Origin of the sequence: Undibacterium sp. Jales W-56, from assembly GCF_025548535.1 — a bacterium.
GTDB lineage: Bacteria > Pseudomonadota > Gammaproteobacteria > Burkholderiales > Burkholderiaceae_D > Undibacterium.
This window is the reverse complement of sequence record NZ_JAJLQW010000006.1, coordinates 113,144-130,557: the sequence shown is the minus strand read 5'-3', so window position 1 is coordinate 130,557 and position 17,414 is coordinate 113,144. Positions and strand designations below refer to the sequence as shown.

At 54.5% G+C, this 17,414-nt stretch carries 14 protein-coding genes; all 14 read left to right on the top strand.

Annotation, left to right across the window (positions count from 1 at the left end):
* Window positions 1-21: 21 nt before the first annotated feature.
* The 14 genes from LPB67_RS16110 to flgB all read left to right on the top strand — a co-directional run bounded on the left by LPB67_RS16110 (window position 22) and on the right by flgB (window position 16,737).
* On the top strand, window positions 22-1,209 hold the full coding sequence (locus tag LPB67_RS16110; RefSeq protein ID WP_262838311.1) for an efflux RND transporter periplasmic adaptor subunit: 1,188 nt from the start codon (window positions 22-24) through the stop codon (window positions 1,207-1,209).
* Window positions 1,210-1,220: 11 nt separating this feature from the next.
* Window positions 1,221-4,313, top strand: a complete 3,093-nt coding sequence (locus LPB67_RS16105; protein ID WP_262838310.1) for an efflux RND transporter permease subunit — start codon at window positions 1,221-1,223, stop codon at window positions 4,311-4,313.
* 49 nt (window positions 4,314-4,362) lie between these two features.
* Window positions 4,363-4,692, top strand: a complete 330-nt coding sequence (locus LPB67_RS16100; RefSeq protein WP_262838309.1) for a P-II family nitrogen regulator — start codon at window positions 4,363-4,365, stop codon at window positions 4,690-4,692.
* 10 nt (window positions 4,693-4,702) lie between these two features.
* Entirely contained in the window at window positions 4,703-5,167 is a 465-nt protein-coding gene (locus LPB67_RS16095; RefSeq protein WP_262838308.1) for an MgtC/SapB family protein, read from the top strand.
* Window positions 5,157-5,528 (top strand): hypothetical protein, encoded by a 372-nt coding sequence (locus LPB67_RS16090; protein ID WP_262838307.1) that lies wholly within the window; start codon window positions 5,157-5,159, stop codon window positions 5,526-5,528. The genes LPB67_RS16095 and LPB67_RS16090 overlap by 11 nt, the downstream gene beginning before the upstream one ends.
* 156 nt (window positions 5,529-5,684) lie before the next feature.
* Window positions 5,685-8,405: a heavy metal translocating P-type ATPase gene (locus LPB67_RS16085; RefSeq protein WP_262838306.1), complete on the top strand. Its 2,721-nt coding sequence runs from the start codon at window positions 5,685-5,687 to the stop codon at window positions 8,403-8,405.
* Window positions 8,406-8,425: 20 nt separating this feature from the next.
* Window positions 8,426-9,121: a ZIP family metal transporter gene (locus LPB67_RS16080; protein ID WP_262838305.1), complete on the top strand. Its 696-nt coding sequence runs from the start codon at window positions 8,426-8,428 to the stop codon at window positions 9,119-9,121.
* A 26-nt stretch (window positions 9,122-9,147) separates the two neighbouring features.
* Window positions 9,148-10,461 (top strand): NRAMP family divalent metal transporter, encoded by a 1,314-nt coding sequence (locus LPB67_RS16075; RefSeq protein ID WP_262838304.1) that lies wholly within the window; start codon window positions 9,148-9,150, stop codon window positions 10,459-10,461.
* A gap of 40 nt (window positions 10,462-10,501) precedes the next feature.
* Complete coding sequence (locus LPB67_RS16070; RefSeq protein WP_262838303.1) at window positions 10,502-10,756, top strand: hypothetical protein; 255 nt, start codon at window positions 10,502-10,504, stop codon at window positions 10,754-10,756.
* 105 nt (window positions 10,757-10,861) lie between these two features.
* Entirely contained in the window at window positions 10,862-12,301 is a 1,440-nt protein-coding gene (gene lpdA, locus LPB67_RS16065) for a dihydrolipoyl dehydrogenase (RefSeq protein WP_262838302.1), read from the top strand.
* Between the two features lie 92 nt (window positions 12,302-12,393).
* Complete coding sequence (locus LPB67_RS16060) at window positions 12,394-13,074, top strand: DUF1345 domain-containing protein (RefSeq protein ID WP_262838301.1); 681 nt, start codon at window positions 12,394-12,396, stop codon at window positions 13,072-13,074.
* Window positions 13,075-13,144: 70 nt separating this feature from the next.
* Window positions 13,145-14,656 (top strand): IS21 family transposase, encoded by a 1,512-nt coding sequence (gene istA / locus LPB67_RS16055; RefSeq protein ID WP_262838474.1) that lies wholly within the window; start codon window positions 13,145-13,147, stop codon window positions 14,654-14,656.
* The gene (gene istB / locus LPB67_RS16050) at window positions 14,649-15,458 is read left to right on the top strand and encodes an IS21-like element helper ATPase IstB (protein WP_262838300.1); all 810 of its coding nucleotides are present in this window, start codon (window positions 14,649-14,651) and stop codon (window positions 15,456-15,458) included. Before istA ends, istB begins: the two co-directional genes overlap by 8 nt.
* A gap of 874 nt (window positions 15,459-16,332) precedes the next feature.
* Window positions 16,333-16,737, top strand: a complete 405-nt coding sequence (flgB, locus tag LPB67_RS16045; RefSeq protein ID WP_262838299.1) for a flagellar basal body rod protein FlgB — start codon at window positions 16,333-16,335, stop codon at window positions 16,735-16,737.
* Window positions 16,738-17,414 lie beyond the last annotated feature (677 nt).

Genomic DNA, 17,414 nt, shown 5'->3' with positions numbered 1-17,414 from the left:
ATATCAACGGAACTATTCCCTATGAAACCTACAAACCTGCGGTTAATTGTCGCTGGAATCCTGACCATGATCGCACTGTACGGCTGCGGCAAGTCTGAGAACATAGCACCAGCGGCCGACAAGCAGAAACCGGCAATTGTTGGCGCTGCCAGCGCGGACGCGGTCGGCAAAGCTTCAGATGAAGGAGAGCTGAAACTGTCTGCAGAGGAGATCGCCGCTGCCGGCATCAAGACATCTGTACTTCAATCCACAGAATTGCGCGCGGAAATTACCGTAACAGCGACGATTGGTGCTAATCAGGATCGCTTTGCGAGCATTGCTCCCCGGGTTTCCGGTAAAGTTGCAAAAGTGATGGCAAGCCTCGGTGACAGCGTCAAGGCTGGGCAACCATTGGCACTTATCGACAGTATTGAAGCGGGCGAAGCTCAATCGACCTATGCCCAAGCCGTGACAGAGATGACAGTCGCCAGCGCAGCTGCGGAACGTGCAGAAAAACTGCGTGCTGACCAGATCATTCCGCAGAAGGATGCGCTGAGGGCGCAAGCTGACTTGGCCAAAGCACGGGCCGTGCTGCGGGCTGCGACAGAACGTCGGCACGCGCTGGGCCTGTCTGGAAAATCTGGTGACCCATCAGTATTTGCTGTAGCCGCGCCGTTTGCAGGCACCGTGGTCGAGAAAAAAGCAGTCCTCGGCGAACTCGCTCAGCCCGACAAACACCTTTTTGCCATTGCAGACTTATCAAACGTGTGGATCGAAACGAATCTTTTTGAGAAAGATATTGATAAGGTCAAAGTCGGTGTCCCCGCCACCGTCACCGTCAATGCGTACCCCGGGCAATCCTTCCGCGGCAAGGTCACGTATATCAGCAGCGTGATGGACAAGGAAACGCGAACGGTCGGCGCGAGAGTGGAAGTGCCGAATGTTGACGGGAAGTTGAAATTGGGGATGTTTGCAAGTGCCGCGATTCAAACGACTGGCGCCGTCAAGGAATTGATGATGCCGGAAGATGCCGTTGTGCTGATCCAAGGTCAGCCCACCGCGTTTGTGCAAGATGGGCACGGCTTTGCCTCGCGCGCCGTGCAAGTCGGAGAGAAAATCCACGGCCAAGTGATCATCAAGGGAGGGGTCCGTGCGGGTGAAACCATCGTCAGTGTGGGGGCATATGCCCTTAAGGCCAAGATGTTGAAATCGCAAATTAGTGCGGATTGAGGGGAACAAACATGCTCAATCATATTGTGGACTTCTCGTTACGCTACAAGGTCCTGGTTATTGTCGCCTTCCTGATTGTCATCTTGCTCGGTGTCCGTGCATGGAACGAACTGCCCGTCGATGCGTTCCCGGACGTCACCCCCGTGCAAGTCAACATCTATACGGAGTCGGCCGGTTTGGCCGCCGAGGATGTAGAGAAACTGCTGACGACGCCGATCGAGAGTTCGATGGCGGGACTGGCTGGTGTCGAGGCAATCCGTTCTGTGTCGCTGTTCGGCCTTTCATATGTCAGCGTCAATTTCAAAGATGACGTCGACATCTATTTCGCGCGTCGACTGGTTGGCGAAAAGCTCTTGGAAGCCAAGGAGAGGATCCCGCAGGGCTACGGAGAGCCGGTTATGGGCCCCAACAGTTCCGGTTTAGGTCAGGTGTTTTGGTACACGGTGGAATCAGCTGACAAGAAAATGTCGACTATGGATCTGCGAACGCTACAGGACTGGAACGTTCGCCTGAAACTGCGAACTGCACCAGGCGTCGATGACGTTAGCTCATGGGGCGGCGACGAAAAACAGTATCAAGTTTTGATTAACCCGAATCAGTTGATCAAATATGGCCTGAGCCTTAAAACGGTCATGGAGACATTAACTGCAAATAATCGCCAGGTGGGTGGCCAGTACATGAATATCGGCCAAGAGCAATATTTGGTCCGCGGACTGGGTCTGGTGGCGAACGTTAAAGATATCGGCAATGTGGTTTTGGCGACCCGCGAGGGGACTCCTGTTTATGTGAAGGACGTCGCGGAGATCAAAGAAGGTCCGTCCTTGCGTTCCGGCGCGGTGACAAAAGACGGTAAAGAAGTAGTGATGGGAATGGCGCTGCAGCGCATCGGGGAAAATGCCAAAGGCGTCGTCGAAGCAGTAAAACAGAAGCTCAAGCTAGCGCAAGATGCATTGCCCAAGGGGGTTTCATTGGTGCCGATCTATGATCGCACCGAACTGGTCGACAAGGCTGTCAAGACCGCTGAAAGTGCTTTGGTTGAGGGGTCGATACTTGTCGCCATCATTCTTTTCCTGTTTCTCGGCGAGATCCGCTCGGCAGTCGTCGTAATTGTCGCCTTGCCACTCGCAATGCTGATTAGTTTTATTTTGATGCAGCAATGGGGGCTCTCCGCCAACTTGATGTCGCTCGCAGGATTGGCAGTTGGAATCGGCATGATGGTCGACGGTGCTGTCGTGATGGTTGAAAACGGGTTCCGATTGCTCGCGCATAACGTCGGTAAGCCGATGAACAAGACACACATCATTTTGGAGGCCGCGCGAGAAGTCATGAATCCGGTGGCATTCGCAATTCTGATCATCATCGTCGTTTTCCTCCCGTTGTTTTCCCTGACGGGTCTGGAAGGGAAAATGTTCAAACCGATGGCTCTTACCATTACGTTTGCCATGATTGGCTCGCTTGTGCTCACCATGACATTGGTTCCGGTGTTGTCGGCCCTGATCCTGAAGGCCAAAGAGGAGAAGGATACCTTCGTCGTGCGTTGGGCCAAGAAGTTATATTTGCCTTTGCTCGACTGGGCACTCGATAGCAAGAAAAAAGTTGTCATCGGGGCCGTCGTCACTCTGGTTGCCTCCCTTGCCCTGATCCCGTTTTTGGGGAAAGAATTTATGCCATCGCTGCAGGAAGGTGGAATTCTGTTTCGCGTCACTAGCATACCTTCCACGTCGCTGGAGGAGTCAATCCGCATTTCGCAACAGCTTGAAGGGGTGCTGAAGCAATTCCCACAAACCAAATCCTCTGTTGCGATGATCGGTCGCGCCGAGAGAGGAGAAACAGCGGACGTGAACTACATGGAACTGCTTGTCGAATTCAAACCGCAGAAGGAGTGGCCGAAAAAAGTGGAGGTTCCTGAGCTTGCCAAGGAAATGCAGGCGAAACTCGAGAAAGTGGTGCCCACCGCGGTTATTGCATCAACACAGCCTATTCAAAGCCGGATCGAGGAACTCATATCGGGCGTACGTGCAACTTTGGCGCTGAAGATCTACGGTGAAGACTTGAATACGTTAGATCGATTGTCGGGGCAGATGAAGGGGGTTCTCGACAAAGTGCCAGGGGTAGCAGACCTGTCACTGGAGGCGAATAAGGGAAAGCCGCAGATGGTCATCCAGGTCAACCGCGATGCTGCAGCTCGATATGGAATCAATGCTGACGAAATTCTGGAAGTTATCCAGGCCGGAATCGGTGGAAAGAGCGTTTCCACACTGATTGAGGGGACGAAGCGTTTCGAGATTCAGGTGTGGCTGGCCCCCGAGTTCCGCAACAGTGTAGAGAGTATTAATAATATTCCGATCCGCACGCAGAACGGAGCTCTGGTTCCGTTGTCAAACGTCGCCAAGGTCGAACTGGATGAAGGCTATTCTTTCATTCGGCGCGAGCAATTGCAGCGCTACGCTGTAATTCAAATGGATGTCCAGGGTCGTGACGTCGATAGCTTCGTGAAAGAAGCTGAGGCAAAAATTAGAGCGCAGGTAAAACTTCCGGAAGGGTATGTTATTGAGTGGGGCGGCGCGTTCGAGAATCAGCAGCGCGCGATGGCAAAGCTGGCCGTGATCGTACCGTTGACGATCGGTTTGATCTTCATCCTGCTTTACACGGCCTTCAATTCCGTAACGTATGCGACGCTCATTATTGCCAACGTTCCCTTCGCCACTATTGGCGGAGTTGTGGGCCTGTTCGTCACCGGACAGTATCTTTCAGTGCCATCCGCGATTGGCTTTATTGCAGTATTTGGTGTGGCAATGCTCAACGGGATTGTCCTTGTTATGTTCTTGAATGAACAGCGAGAACGGGGGTTAAGCGTGCGTGAAGCGGTTCGACAAGGGGCTGCGCTGCGCCTGCGGCCAGTCCTGATGACCGCCTCGATCGCCATTTTCGGCTTGGTACCAATGCTGTTGTCGAGCGGCGTTGGTGCGGAAACACAACGACCGCTCGCCACTGTCGTCGTAGGAGGATTGTTCACATCGACTGCTCTAACCCTGCTACTGCTTCCCCTCCTCTATGAGTGGGTTGAAAACCGCAGAGAACGTAAGGCATTGAAGACTGCATAGTGTGGCCTGCGCTGCCCGACCGGGCAGCGCATATATCGAGGAGTTCAAAATGAAGCAAGTCAAAGCGTTTATTCACCCTCATCGAATTAGTTCGATCACGGAAGCACTAAGAAATTCGGGGCTCTGCGACCTCAACAATGGTAAAGGCTGCTACAACGTGACCGTGTCCACAGTGCAGCGGCTCTATACCGTGGCAGAACCGTCACAGCAGCGTTATTCGGTTGATCTTGCCGAGCCAGTGGTAGCAGAGGCAAAGCTTGAGCTGATCTGTGAGGACGACCTAGCCCCTCAATTGGTCGAGCTGATCAAGAAAGCGGGGCAACCATCGAAGGGGTGGATTTTTACGACCAGCATCGAAACCGCCACGCAAATGCTCTGACGCCTCGGTTATGGACTGGCAGTTCGAGTTGATCCTCTCTTTGCGTATGCTGATGGCGGCGGTTCTGGGCGCTGTTATCGGTCTGGACAGGGAGCGACAGGGAAGCGACGCCGGCGTTCGGACGTGCATAGCGATCTCAATCGGGGCTTGTGCATTTTCCTTGGTCTCGTTGCATGTTGCCGGCGGTGATGCAGGCCGCATCGCCGCGCAAATAGTCACAGGGATTGGTTTCTTATGCGCAGGCGTCATTCTGCAGTATAAGGGGCGAATTGAAGGGTTGACGACGGCGGCAACGTTGTGGGCCACAGCCTCCATTGGTATGGCGACAGCCTACGGGATGTATATCCTTGCGCTTATAACTACGTTGTTGGTATATGGCGTATTGGTGATGCAACATATACCTGGTTGGCGTAATTTTACCCGTCGGCGTGCTTTGCGGAAGGCTGAGCGGGAAGAAGGCGCCAATGCAGAATAAGCAAAAAATTACGTTGAGAGCGGCTTTGCTCGTTTTTATTACGATCATCACTGAGCTGGTGTCAATCTCATTAGTGTTCATATGTCTGACGCGTACACACAGCCCTTGGCTCTGGGGCGTGGTTGCGCTGGGATTTTTTGTATTTTGGTGTCTTCTTAACCTGCATCGTCGCAGAGACAGCGCCCTCTACGGCACCTACAGTTTTTTGTGCCTGGTAACGGTAGTGATCTGGGGGTTCTTCGACAAAAACCTGGTCTTAACGCTCATTGACTGGGTCGGTCTTTCTATCGCTTTGATTGGCGCTCTTTTGCTGATGCTATGGCCCAGCAGGTCCAAAGAACAAGAGCGCTCAGGCGACTAGTGCTACTACCGGAATTGCTCTGCGGTAGCATTTTTGTTTGTATAAGGTCGCGAGCCAATTTCGGGGCGAATCTTCGTCCACAGTAATTCCGTACGGTACAGTACAGACAGTGCCTATAGCAGGACCGACAATGGCAGCTTATTCCCAGGGGAAAACATGAAACAATCAGAGACAATAAGTCTTGAATTACCGCTCATCTTTCCGGAAATTGCTGATCCCAAAGACCGCTGTGTACAGCGGTTGGTTCAGGCATTGTCGGGCCGCTCGGGAATCGACCGCGTTCACTTAAAGGAAACCGAGTCACAAGCGCCGGTTCTGTGTCTACATTATCAACCTGCGCTGATTGCCGTTTCGCGCGTGAAGGAGTTGGTCACTTCGTTGGGTGCAGAGCTTACACAAAAATACGGTCACTTTTCCACACGCATAACCATCCCATTGCATGCGCGAAGCGCCAGGTTGTTTGCTAACCGTTTGCGTAGCATTCAAGGGGTTCTGGAGGCGGATGTTTCACCCTCTGGCGCCATACGCGTTGAGTACGAGCGAGCAGTGCTCTCTCAACTTGACCTCTCAAAACAGATCAACGCTCTTGGCGGGAAATTTACAGCTGAAGATGTGCGTATCTATGAGCCCGAAGCCAGTTCCCGCGAGCCATCGCCCTGCGGTCATGGTTCGCTGAGCGAGGGGGGCGGCGAATACGACAAACACGAGGCCGGTCAAGAGGATTCCTCTGACTCCGCCGTACGGCCGCACAATGCAGATCACGAGCACAAACACGAGCATGACCACGGTGACAATACGGAGCACCGACACGAGCATGATCCGAAGTCTGAGGGACACGCGGGGCATGACCATGGCGGAATTTTTGGCGAAAAATCAGAATTAATTTTCGCTTTTCTTGCAGGTGCCTTTGTCTTAGCGGGATGGCTTGTGGGTCGCGCAGAAGCCGGGCCAGACTGGATGCCCACCGCACTTTTCTGTGGTGCATACCTTTTTGGTGGGTATTTTACTTCCAAAGAAGCCTTGGAAAATATTCTGGCCCGTCGATTCGAAATAGACACGTTAATGCTCGTTGCGGCAATTGGAGCGGCCGCGTTAGGTAAGTGGGCCGAAGGCGGCCTACTTCTGTTCTTGTTTAGTCTTGGACACTCGCTGGAACATTTTGCTATGGGCCGCGCGCGTCGGGCGATTGAAGCACTGGCTGAGCTTGCTCCGGACACCGCTTTGCTTAAGCAGGGGGAAGCTAGCAAAGAAGTACGCGTTGAGACCTTGAAGCCCGGCGATATCATCATTGTTAAGCCGAACGAACGCCTAGCCGCTGATGGGGTGGTGGTCAAGGGAAACACCAGCGTGAACCAAGCTCCCGTGACCGGCGAAAGCGTTCCTGTCGACAAACAACCCGTAGACGATGGTGCAAAAGCAATCGCCGCCTTTGATCGCGTTAGTGCCAATAGCCGAGTCTTCGCCGGAACCATCAACGGTTCGGGCGCTGTGGAAGTTATGGTCGCCCGCCTGGCAACGCAGTCGACAATGGCACGTGTTGTTCAAATGGTTGCTGACGCAGAAGCGCAGCGATCGCCCACTCAGCAGTTTACTGACAAATTCGAACGAATTTTTGTGCCGGTAGTGCTCGCACTCGTTGGCATCCTGATGCTTGCCTTTCTTGTTATCGACGAGCCCTTCGCAGACAGCTTCTACCGCGCAATGGCAGTGTTAGTCGCCGCGAGCCCATGCGCGCTGGCGATTTCTGTTCCGAGCGCAGTTTTGTCCGGCGTGGCACGTGCAGGGCGTGGAGGTGTTTTGATCAAGGGTGGCGGACCGCTTGAAAATTTGGGGACATTGACTTCGATAGCATTCGACAAGACGGGAACACTGACCGAGGGCCGGCCAAAATTGACAGATGTTCTCCCGGAGGATGGGATTAGCGAAGAGCAGCTCTTGGCTGTAGTGCTGGCGGTGGAGACAAACAGCGACCACCCTCTCGCGTCCGCCCTGGTCGAAGGTGCAAAAGCCAAGCTCGGCGAGCAGGTACAAGTTCCTACCGCGACGGAGGTCAAAAGCATTACCGGGCGAGGGGTCCAAGCGAAAATCGACGGAGAAACAGTATATATCGCGAAACCCATTTTTTTTACTGAACTTAACGCTGGCGCAATGCCCGTTTCGATAAACAAGGCGAATGAGCAGTTGGTTAAGGATGGCCGCACGACGATGATCGTACGCAAAGGTGAGCAGTTCCTGGGAACCATTGGAGTCATGGATACGCCGCGTGAAATAGCCGCGTCAGTTATGGCCCGGCTGCGCGCTCTCGGGATAGAGCGCCTTATTATGATCTCCGGAGACAATCAACAAGTAGCTGATGCTGTCGCTCGTACCGTTGGTCTTACCGAAGCTCGGGGAGATCTGATGCCTGAGCAAAAGGTCGATGCAATCAAACAGCTGCGTGAGCAACATGGCAAGGTAGCGATGGTGGGCGATGGCGTCAATGATGCGCCAGCGATGGCAAACGCCACTGTAGGCATAGCAATGGGCGCGGCCGGCTCGGATGTGGCACTTGAGGCAGCGGATGTGGCACTGATGGGTGATGATCTCGGACAGCTGCCGTTTGTAGTGGGCTTATCGCGGCAAACCACTCGAATCATTAAACAGAACTTATGGGTGAGTCTTGGCGTCGTCGCGGTGCTTATACCTGCGACGATCTTTGGTCTTAATATCGGCACCGCAGTTTTGTTCCATGAAGGATCCACGATTCTAGTAGTAGTTAATGCCTTACGCCTTTTGGCTTTTCAGGATACAGCACCGGAGTTGCCGGTGGCTGTTGCTAACTCCGACCGGGCGGATTCCGCTCGCTCCCACAAAAGTGATGTCGAGTCAAAAACATGACAACGTCACTGACGAGTATCATGACTTTTGCTGCGTTTCCAGCCGTTGCTGTCTTGCTTGGCGCGGGAGTGACATTTATACGCACACCGAGTTCTGCGGTACGAAGCGCTGTCCAGCATTTCGCCGCCGGCGTGATTTTTTGCGTCCTGGCCACCGAGCTTTTACCGGACCTCGTCCACCGGAAGATGCCACTTGTAACGGTTATCGGTTTTTCCGCCGGAGTCGCCCTGATGCTCGCCGTAAAGTGGATGGGCGATCAAAAAGCGTTGACTGAGTCCGGGAGAAGCACGAGTAGCCTTATGGCGGCCATGGGAGTCGATATCGTCTTGGACGGAGTGCTCATTGGATTGTCTTTCTCAGCAGGCGAAAAGCAGGGACTGCTGCTGACTATCGCACTGGTGTTGGAAGTTTTCTTCTTGGGTGTATCGTGCGCGACGTCGCTCGGGGCCCTCGGTCGCAGCAAGCGGAGTATCGGGCTTGCGTGCGCGTCCCTCGCTGCGGGGCTATGCCTCGGGGCGGCAAGTGGGGCTATGGTGCTCAGTCATGTGAAGCCAGCCTATGTTGACGGAATGCTCGCGTTCGGCGTGGCCGCGCTCCTTTATCTGGTTACGGAGGAACTGCTCGTCGAAGCTCACGAGGAGCCGGAGACTCCCATCCAGACTGCGATGTTTTTCGTTGGCTTCATCGTCTTATTCACCATCGATATGATGATTTGATTTTTCGAATCATATTAAGGCCACATATGCAGTCTTCTGAAAGAAAGGTAGTTGCCATCGAGTCTGAGTCCGCAGAAAGCCAGGGTGAAGGGTCGTGGGTGAGCAAATTGGGACCAGGGTTAATTACTGGCGCAGCTGATGACGACCCAAGCGGAATCGCAACGTATTCACAAGCTGGGGCACAGTTTGGCTTCAATACATTGTGGACATTGTTCTTCACGTATCCGCTGATGGTTGCCATTCAAATGGTCAGCGCAAAGATAGGTCGCGTTACCGGCCGAGGGCTCGCGACCAATATTCGGCGCCATTACTCTGCATGGTTGGTCTACGCGATAGTAGGATTGCTGTTGATCGCCAACACAATCAATATTGCAGCAGATCTTGCCGCAATGGGAGACGCGCTCAAGCTGCTCTTTGGCGGTCGCGTTCACATATATGCCTTAGGCTTCGGCCTATTGTCATTGCTGCTGCAGGTTTTCGTTCCGTATCAACGCTATGTCAAAGTTCTTAAGTGGCTCACGTTAGCACTGTTAGCCTATGTAGCGACAGTGTTTGCAGTCAAGGTTTCGTGGGGTAATGTCGCAACAAGTACGGTACTGCCGCATTTCTCTTTCTCACCTGCTTATATCACTACAATAGTGGCAGTTTTTGGCACAACTATAAGTCCCTATCTTTTTTTCTGGCAGGCGTCCCAAGAAGTCGAGGAGCTGCGAGCGAACCCCAATGATCTGGCCCTGATCGAGGATGGTTCGAAGGCCTCGCCAAGTTTTCGCAGGATCAAAATAGACACACTGATCGGAATGGGGTTCTCAAATTTGGTAGCCTTTTTCATCATGCTGACTACGGCCGTGACGCTCAACGAACACGGGCTGACCAATATAGAGACGTCTGCTCAAGCAGCAGCGGCGCTGCGACCAATTGCGGGTAATTTTGCGTTCGCGTTATTTAGCGCAGGCATTATTGGAACAGGGCTTCTCGCGGTGCCTGTACTGGCAGGATCAGCAGCGTACGCGCTATCTGGTGCCCTACGGTGGAAGAATAGTCTCGAGTACCCGCCAGAATCTGCAAAGGGATTCTATGGCGTGATATCGGCTTCGACCTTGCTTGGCATCGCGCTCTGTTTTGCCCCGATTAATCCGATCAAAGCGCTCTACTGGAGTGCTGTGATTAACGGAGTGATCTCTGTTCCTATCATGGCCGTGATGATGTTGTTAGCGTCAAATGCAAAAGTGATGGGGCGATTCACCATCGGCCAGAAGCTCAAGATTTTGGGCTGGGCTTGCACGATTGTGATGAGCGTCGCTGTCGTGGCGATGTTCTTGACGTACGGTAAGGCATGACGAATTTGCTCACCTCATATAGAACTTTGGAAGGGTATTTATGCTAAAAAAAGAATATATCTATCGTGTTTTGGCTATCTTTGCCATTCTCAATTTACTCTGCATTTTTTCAATTTATATGGGCACTGTCGTTGGTTTTCAGTTCTGGCCTGGTGTTGTTGCTTGGCTTGTCATAGGGTTTTTCGTAACCGCGCGCAATGGCGGACCAGCAAAGTTTTCCAGCGGCACGAAAATAGATCTGCTTGGTGCAACGAAGCTGCTATGGTCACTCGCTCTCTGGCCCCGTTTGACGTAATCTGGATTACCAAAGGAATGCCCTTTCCGTTCCTAGCGCGCTTGGGGACTCATAGCGCCGGGCATCGAAGACAAGATCAATTGATATCAACTTATGGAGCGTTGAATGGCGGACAAGATGTATGACGTTGCGATCATTGGGGCTGGCTCTGGCGGATACATTGCGGCCATACGTGCGGGCCAGCTCGGCCTGTCGGTAGCGTGTATAGAAGCTAACCCGTATGCCGATCCGCGAGGGGAACCTCGGCCAGGGGGGACGTGCTTGAATGTCGGCTGCATCCCTTCTAAAGCTTTGCTCACTTCCAGTCACTTTTATGACCAGATCGTGCGTCGTAGTGCGGAGCATGGCATCGTGACAAGCGAGGCAACGGTCGATCTTCGCAAAATGGTGGAGCGAAAGAACGCCGTCGTCACGAAGATGACCAAGGGAATAGAATATTTATTTAAAAAAAATAAAGTCGATTTTCTTAAATCCCGCGCAAAGTTAACTGGCAAGCAGGGCGAACAATATGCCTTGGAATTGTCGGGCGGCAGCGCGACGGGTCGCATTTATGCCAAAAATATTGTTATCGCAAGCGGGTCGAGACCGCGTCAGCTGCCCGGCGTCCTGATCGACAACGAGGTTATCTGCGACAACGCCGGTGCCCTGGACTTCACCGCAATACCGCAGCGGCTCTGTATCGTCGGTGCCGGCGTGATCGGCCTCGAACTTGGCTCTGTATGGCGCCGGCTGGGATCAGAGGTGACGTTGATCGATGCGATGACGGATTTTCTTCCTGGCGCCGATGAGGCCGTTGCCAAGGAAATGTTTAGGGCGATGAGCAGCCTAGGCTTGAAGTTCGACTTGGGCATTTCAATTGACGAGATCAAACGTACGGCAGAGGGAGCGACGGTGAGTTACCGGGACCGGGCCGGAGCTTCGGTCCACCAGGCGGTCGACAAGGTCATTGTAGCCATCGGCCGTGTACCATTTACTGATGGGCTCAACCTGGACGCCGTCGGTCTGCAAGTGGACGAACGCGGATATATTCCTGTCGACGAACGCTGCGCTACAGCGATACCCAACATTTATGCAATTGGTGACGTTATACGAGGACCAATGCTTGCGCACAAGGCGAGTGAGGAGGGGGTTATGGTTAGCGAGATCATAGCAGGGCAGTCCGGACATCTGAACTACGAGCTTATCCCCTCGGTAATTTACACCAGCCCGGAAGCGGCCTGGGTCGGGAAGACGGAACAAGAACTCAGACGCGAAGGAAAGGCTTTTAAGTCTGGGCAATTCCCCTTTTCCGCTAACGGCCGGGCGCTCGGACAGGGCGAAACCGAAGGGTTCGTCAAGGTGCTCGCCGATGCTTCGTCAGACACGGTGTTAGGCGTCCATATCGTCAATTCCGCGGCTTCCGAGATGATTGGGGAGGCTGTCATGGCCTTGGAATTTCATGCATCGGCGGAAGACATCGCACGAATCTGCCACGCGCATCCAACGTTGTACGAAGCTGTGCGGGAAGCAGCTCTTGACGTGGACAAGCGCGCCCTGAACATTTGATCGCGCAACAAACCCAGTTCGCGGCCGGGTTCGCCATAATTTTGCAATGGCTTCACTCAGTCGGAAATGCTTAAAGGCGAGAGATCATACAGATGGCATTAAATTCTTTGCAAAAGCGGCTGCGATTGATCCATTCTCACCCGCGTCTGATGGGCGCGTTGATCGTCGGGATGGTTCTGGGTGTTGTACTGCCGACGTCGTCAGGACTCGTCTTGAAAATATTGTCCGGATGGAACGCTACCGTCTGGCTCTATCTCGGCTTAATGATCAACTTGCTCCTGAGAGAGGCAGATGCCGCGAAAATTTCCCGACTGGCCGCCCAGGAAGACCCAAATGCCATCTTTGCCCTGGCAATCATGTCCTTGGGGGCGACACTTAGTCTGGCAGCATTGATCGTTGAACCTGGATTGGCAAAAAATGATGGCGGAACTCAACGGCTTCTTCATTATATTTTAACAGGGGCAACGGTGGTCGGGTCTTGGCTGCTCATCGACGTGATGTACAGCTTTCATTATGCGCACCTATTTTATCGCAGCAAGGGCGAGGAAAAGCCGATTGCTTTTCCAGACGAAATCTCCACGCCCGGGTATTGGGATTTTTTGTATTTCTCGGTGACCATTGCTACTACGGCGCAGACGTCGGACGTTAATATCATGTCGACCGCAGTCCGTAAAACCGTAGTCGCGCAATCAATATTGGCCTATGTTTTTAATGCAGCAATCGTTGGTGTTGACGCTGACCGAAAATTGACCCAGCTAGAGGCGTTCTGCTGATCCAGAATTGACCCAGGTGTTCTACTTGTCCTGCCTAATTTTTAGGCGGGAGACAAAAAGGATGATCACCATGGAAATGCTTGGAAAGATTCGAAGGCTGTACCTGCGCGACAAACTGTCGCTGCATGAAATTGCGAAGCGCACTGGCCTGTCGCGCAACGCGATAAGAAAGTGGCTGCGCACTGCCGAGGAAGTGGCAGCGCCGGCATATCGACGTGAACCGGGACCGGGCAAGCTGACAGCCTTTCACGCGGCCCTGGAACTGGCACTCAGGGCCGACTCCCACCGGATCAAACAGAACCGCCGCACCGCCAAGGCCTTGTTCGCCCAGATCAAAGCTAGCGGATACGACGGCGCCTATTGCCAGGTGACCGCTTTCATCCGCGCCTGGCGCGGGGCGGAGGGAAAGAACCCACATGCCTTTGTGCCGCTCAGCTTCGAGCACGGCGAAGCTTTCCAGTTCGACTGGAGCGAGGAAGGCCTGGTCGTTGGCGGTATCTATCGACGGATGCAGGTATCGCACATGAAGCTGTGCGCCAGCCGCGCTTTCTGGCTGGTGGCCTACCCGAGCCAGGGCCATGAAATGCTGTTCGACGCCCACACGCGCTCCTTTGCAGCCCTGGGCGGGGTGCCGCGTCGAGGCATCTACGACAACATGAAAACCGCGGTGGACAAGGTCAAGAAGGGCAAGGGCCGCATCGTCAATGCACGTTTCACGGTCATGTGCGCACATTACCTGTTCGATCCGGACTTCTGCAACGTGGCGTCGGGCTGGGAGAAAGGCGTGGTCGAGAAGAACGTGCAGGACAGCCGTCGCCGGATCTGGATCGAAGCTCAGAGCCGCCAATTTGCTTGCTTCGCCGACCTCAATGCCTGGCTTGGTGAGCGTTGCCGCGCACTGTGGTCCGAGCTGCGCCATCCGGAATACGACACGCTGACCGTGGCAGACATGCTGGAGCAGGAGCAGATGCAGTTGATGCCCATGCCGACGCCCTTTGACGGCTACGTCGAGAAGATCGCACGCGTGTCGTCCACCTGTCTCGTCACCGTGCAGCGCAACCGCTACTCCGTGCCATGCGAGCTGGCTGGGCAGATGGTCAGCACGCGCTTGTATCCGACGCGCGTCAGTGTGGCCGCCGGCGACATGCTCGTCGCTGCCCATGACCGTATCGTTGATCGCAATAAGGTTTGCTACGACTGGCAGCACTACATCCCCTTAGTCCAGCGCAAGCCGGGTGCACTGCGCAATGGTGCCCCGTTCACCGATCTGCCCCCACCCTTGCAGCGACTGCGGCAGGGACTGATGCGCCATGCTGGCGGTGACCGCGTCATGGCGCGGGTACTGGCCGTGGTGCCCATTGCGGGCCTGTCCGCCGTGCTGGTCGCGGTGGAGCTGGTGATCGAGTCCGGCGTACTCAGTGCCGAGCATGTCGAGAACGTGCTTGCCCGGCTGACCGCAGCACCGGCGCCGGAGCGGGTTGAAACCAGTCTGGAATTAAAGGAGGCGCCGGTCGCAAATACGAGCCGCTACGACACCCTGCGCAAAGCAGATGACAACGCTGTGGAGGTCGGCCATGCGTGACATCACTAGTGAACTCAAGGAGCTGCGCTTGCACGGCATGGTCAGCGCGTGGACCGATCTGGAGGCGCAGGGTGAGAGCGCAATTGCCTCTTCGAGGTGGCTCATCGAGCACCTGTTGCGGGCCGAGCATACCGATCGCGCCATGCGCTCGGTGAGCCACCAGATGAACGCCGCAAAATTCCCTGTACATCGCGACCTGGCCGGCTTCGACTTCGAGGCCTCGAAGGTCGACCATGCACTGGTACGACAACTGGCCACGCTCGGGTTTACGGAGACGGCGCAAAATGTCGTCCTCATTGGTGGGCCAGGGACGGGCAAGACGCACCTGGCTACCGCCATAGCGGTGGCCGGTATCGCTGCCATGGGCAAGCGCGTGCGCTTCTACTCGACGGTCGATCTGGTCAACTTGCTGGAACGGGAAAAACGCGAAGGCAAGGCTGGCAGGCTCGCGCTATCGCTCATGCGCATGGACCTGGTCATCCTTGACGAGCTCGGCTATCTGCCGTTCAGCCAGACCGGCGGCGCATTGCTGTTCCACCTGCTATCAAAGCTCTACGAGCATACCAGCGTTGCCATCACCACCAACCTGAGCTTCGCCGAATGGTCGGCCGTGTTCGGCGATGCCAAGATGACGACGGCGCTGCTCGACCGCCTGACGCACCACTGCCATATCGTGGAGACTGGAAACGACTCCTACCGATTCCAACACAGCAGTATGGTCGCCAAAGGAAAAATCAAGGCACGAGAACAGAAGAGCAAGGCCGGCAAGGCTGGGACGGCATCGGAACCGGAACCGTTCTGAACCCGGGAAGAAGGGCAATCCGCTGCGGGCTTCGCCCTCCGCTGATTGCCCCTGTTTATTTGGTACACTTATCCACAGCCGCAGCATCACAACGCGGCACCCCGCCCTGGGTCAAATTTCAATCAGCAGGGTGGGTCAAATTTCCACCAGCGCCAACATCCTGACCCCAAACCTGTCCTGGCGAGTGAGGTTGCCGAACTTGGAGCAGCGCAGGGCTTCCCCTCCCTCGCCCTGATTCAAAGTTACGCGTGGTTACGCATCGATTCCTTGCATTCGAGGAACAACCAATGCTGCGCGCAATTTGAACCATAGGGACTATTATCAACGCTGCCATATCAACTTGGCATAACAGAAACTCTATGGGAGACCTCTATGCAAAGTCAAAATACGAGCACGCACGACAAAAATCTTCAAGCCTGCATTGAAGCCTGCGAAGAAGCAATCCATGCATCTCAAGCCTGCGCGGCTGCGGATATTCGGGAGGGTGGTGGTGCGAATTGTGCACTGATCAATCTCGATTGCGCGGACATTTGCACTGCTACCATGAATGCGTTGGCAAGAGGATCAGAGCATCATGGCGATTTTTGCGCGCTCTGCGCCCACATTTGCACAATGTGTGCACAGGCATGCGCCGTTCACGCAGACAAACATGCGCACTGTGCGGCATGTAAGACTGCGTGCGAGAACTGCGCTGCAGCCTGCGCAAAGCATGCGCGCGAGCGGCACGTCTAATTTTGGGAGTATTTTGCAGGGGCGGCATCCGATACCGAATTGCTTTTAAATGAATAAATGAAAGGTAAACGCCCCTCTTTTCTGTACTTTATTACAGTTGATATTGCGCTAGCATGGGATCCTGGCAAATTGCGGGTACATCATGGAAATCGTCAGGGGAAAAGTAGCGGACAGTGACGTATTCTGGGAGAAATCCCTTAGCATTTATGCGAAAAAGCTCGAGCTGATTGCGTCGAACATCGCCAATGCGGACACGCCACATTACAAGGCGCGCGACATTGACTTCAAGGCAGCGTTGGATCAAGCAATGGCGCAGCCGGAAGCCCCCTTAAGAAGTGGCCAGCAGTCTCGATTAGCACTTCAGAATGACTTCTTTCCGGTAATGTACCGGGTCCCCGCCCAGCCGAGTGCAGATAACAACACTGTTGACATGGACGTGGAACGCGCCGCGTTTGCGGACACGGCAATTCGGTACGAGATCGCAGTGCAAAAAGTTTCTGGTGAATACAAAGAGATAAGTGAACTTTTCAAGTCGCTACCATATTAAACTAATTCCATCGTCCCTCGATGCCCGCCTGCCATCCTTGCCGCATCAAATCGCCGATGGCAACAGGTTTTCGTGGAGCAAGTGGAAAAGGCGGAAGATGACCGCCGGCGCTTTATTGCGATAACGATAAGCGTGGCTTCATGGAGCAGGTTCAATCGCTACAGAGTAGAGTTGGTCAGTAACGTCGACCGGTTGGCTGGTTGCCTTGAACGCTCACACGGCTGGGTTTTCAAACTGGCGCTTAGCGCTGGGTCGGTCAGGAGGAGAAGCGCAGCCGTGTGACCCGCGAGGCGATGGCTGACGTGGATGCCGGCCGCGCTATCGATCATCAGGCGGTGCAGGCTTGGGCCGATAGCCTCGGTACGGACGACTCGCTGCCGCGCCGGTGGTGCGCTGATGCCGTTGCAGTGGACCAGCAAGGAATTGTCCCGCTGTGGTGCGCCTGCATGAATTCCAGGCAAGCGCGAACGGACCCGCTGCGGCGCGCATTATCGAGTCATCGGCGAGCGACTGGAGGAATCCGACCCGAGGTCGCACGCTACTCGTCGGCCGCTATGAGCTGCGTTATGAGATCGATTCCGGTGGTTTATGTCATGCGGACTTTGCATACACGTGAGGAACGGTTATATGAGCTTTTCGTTACCCGCCGATGTCATCGTTCAGCGAAAGCCACTTCT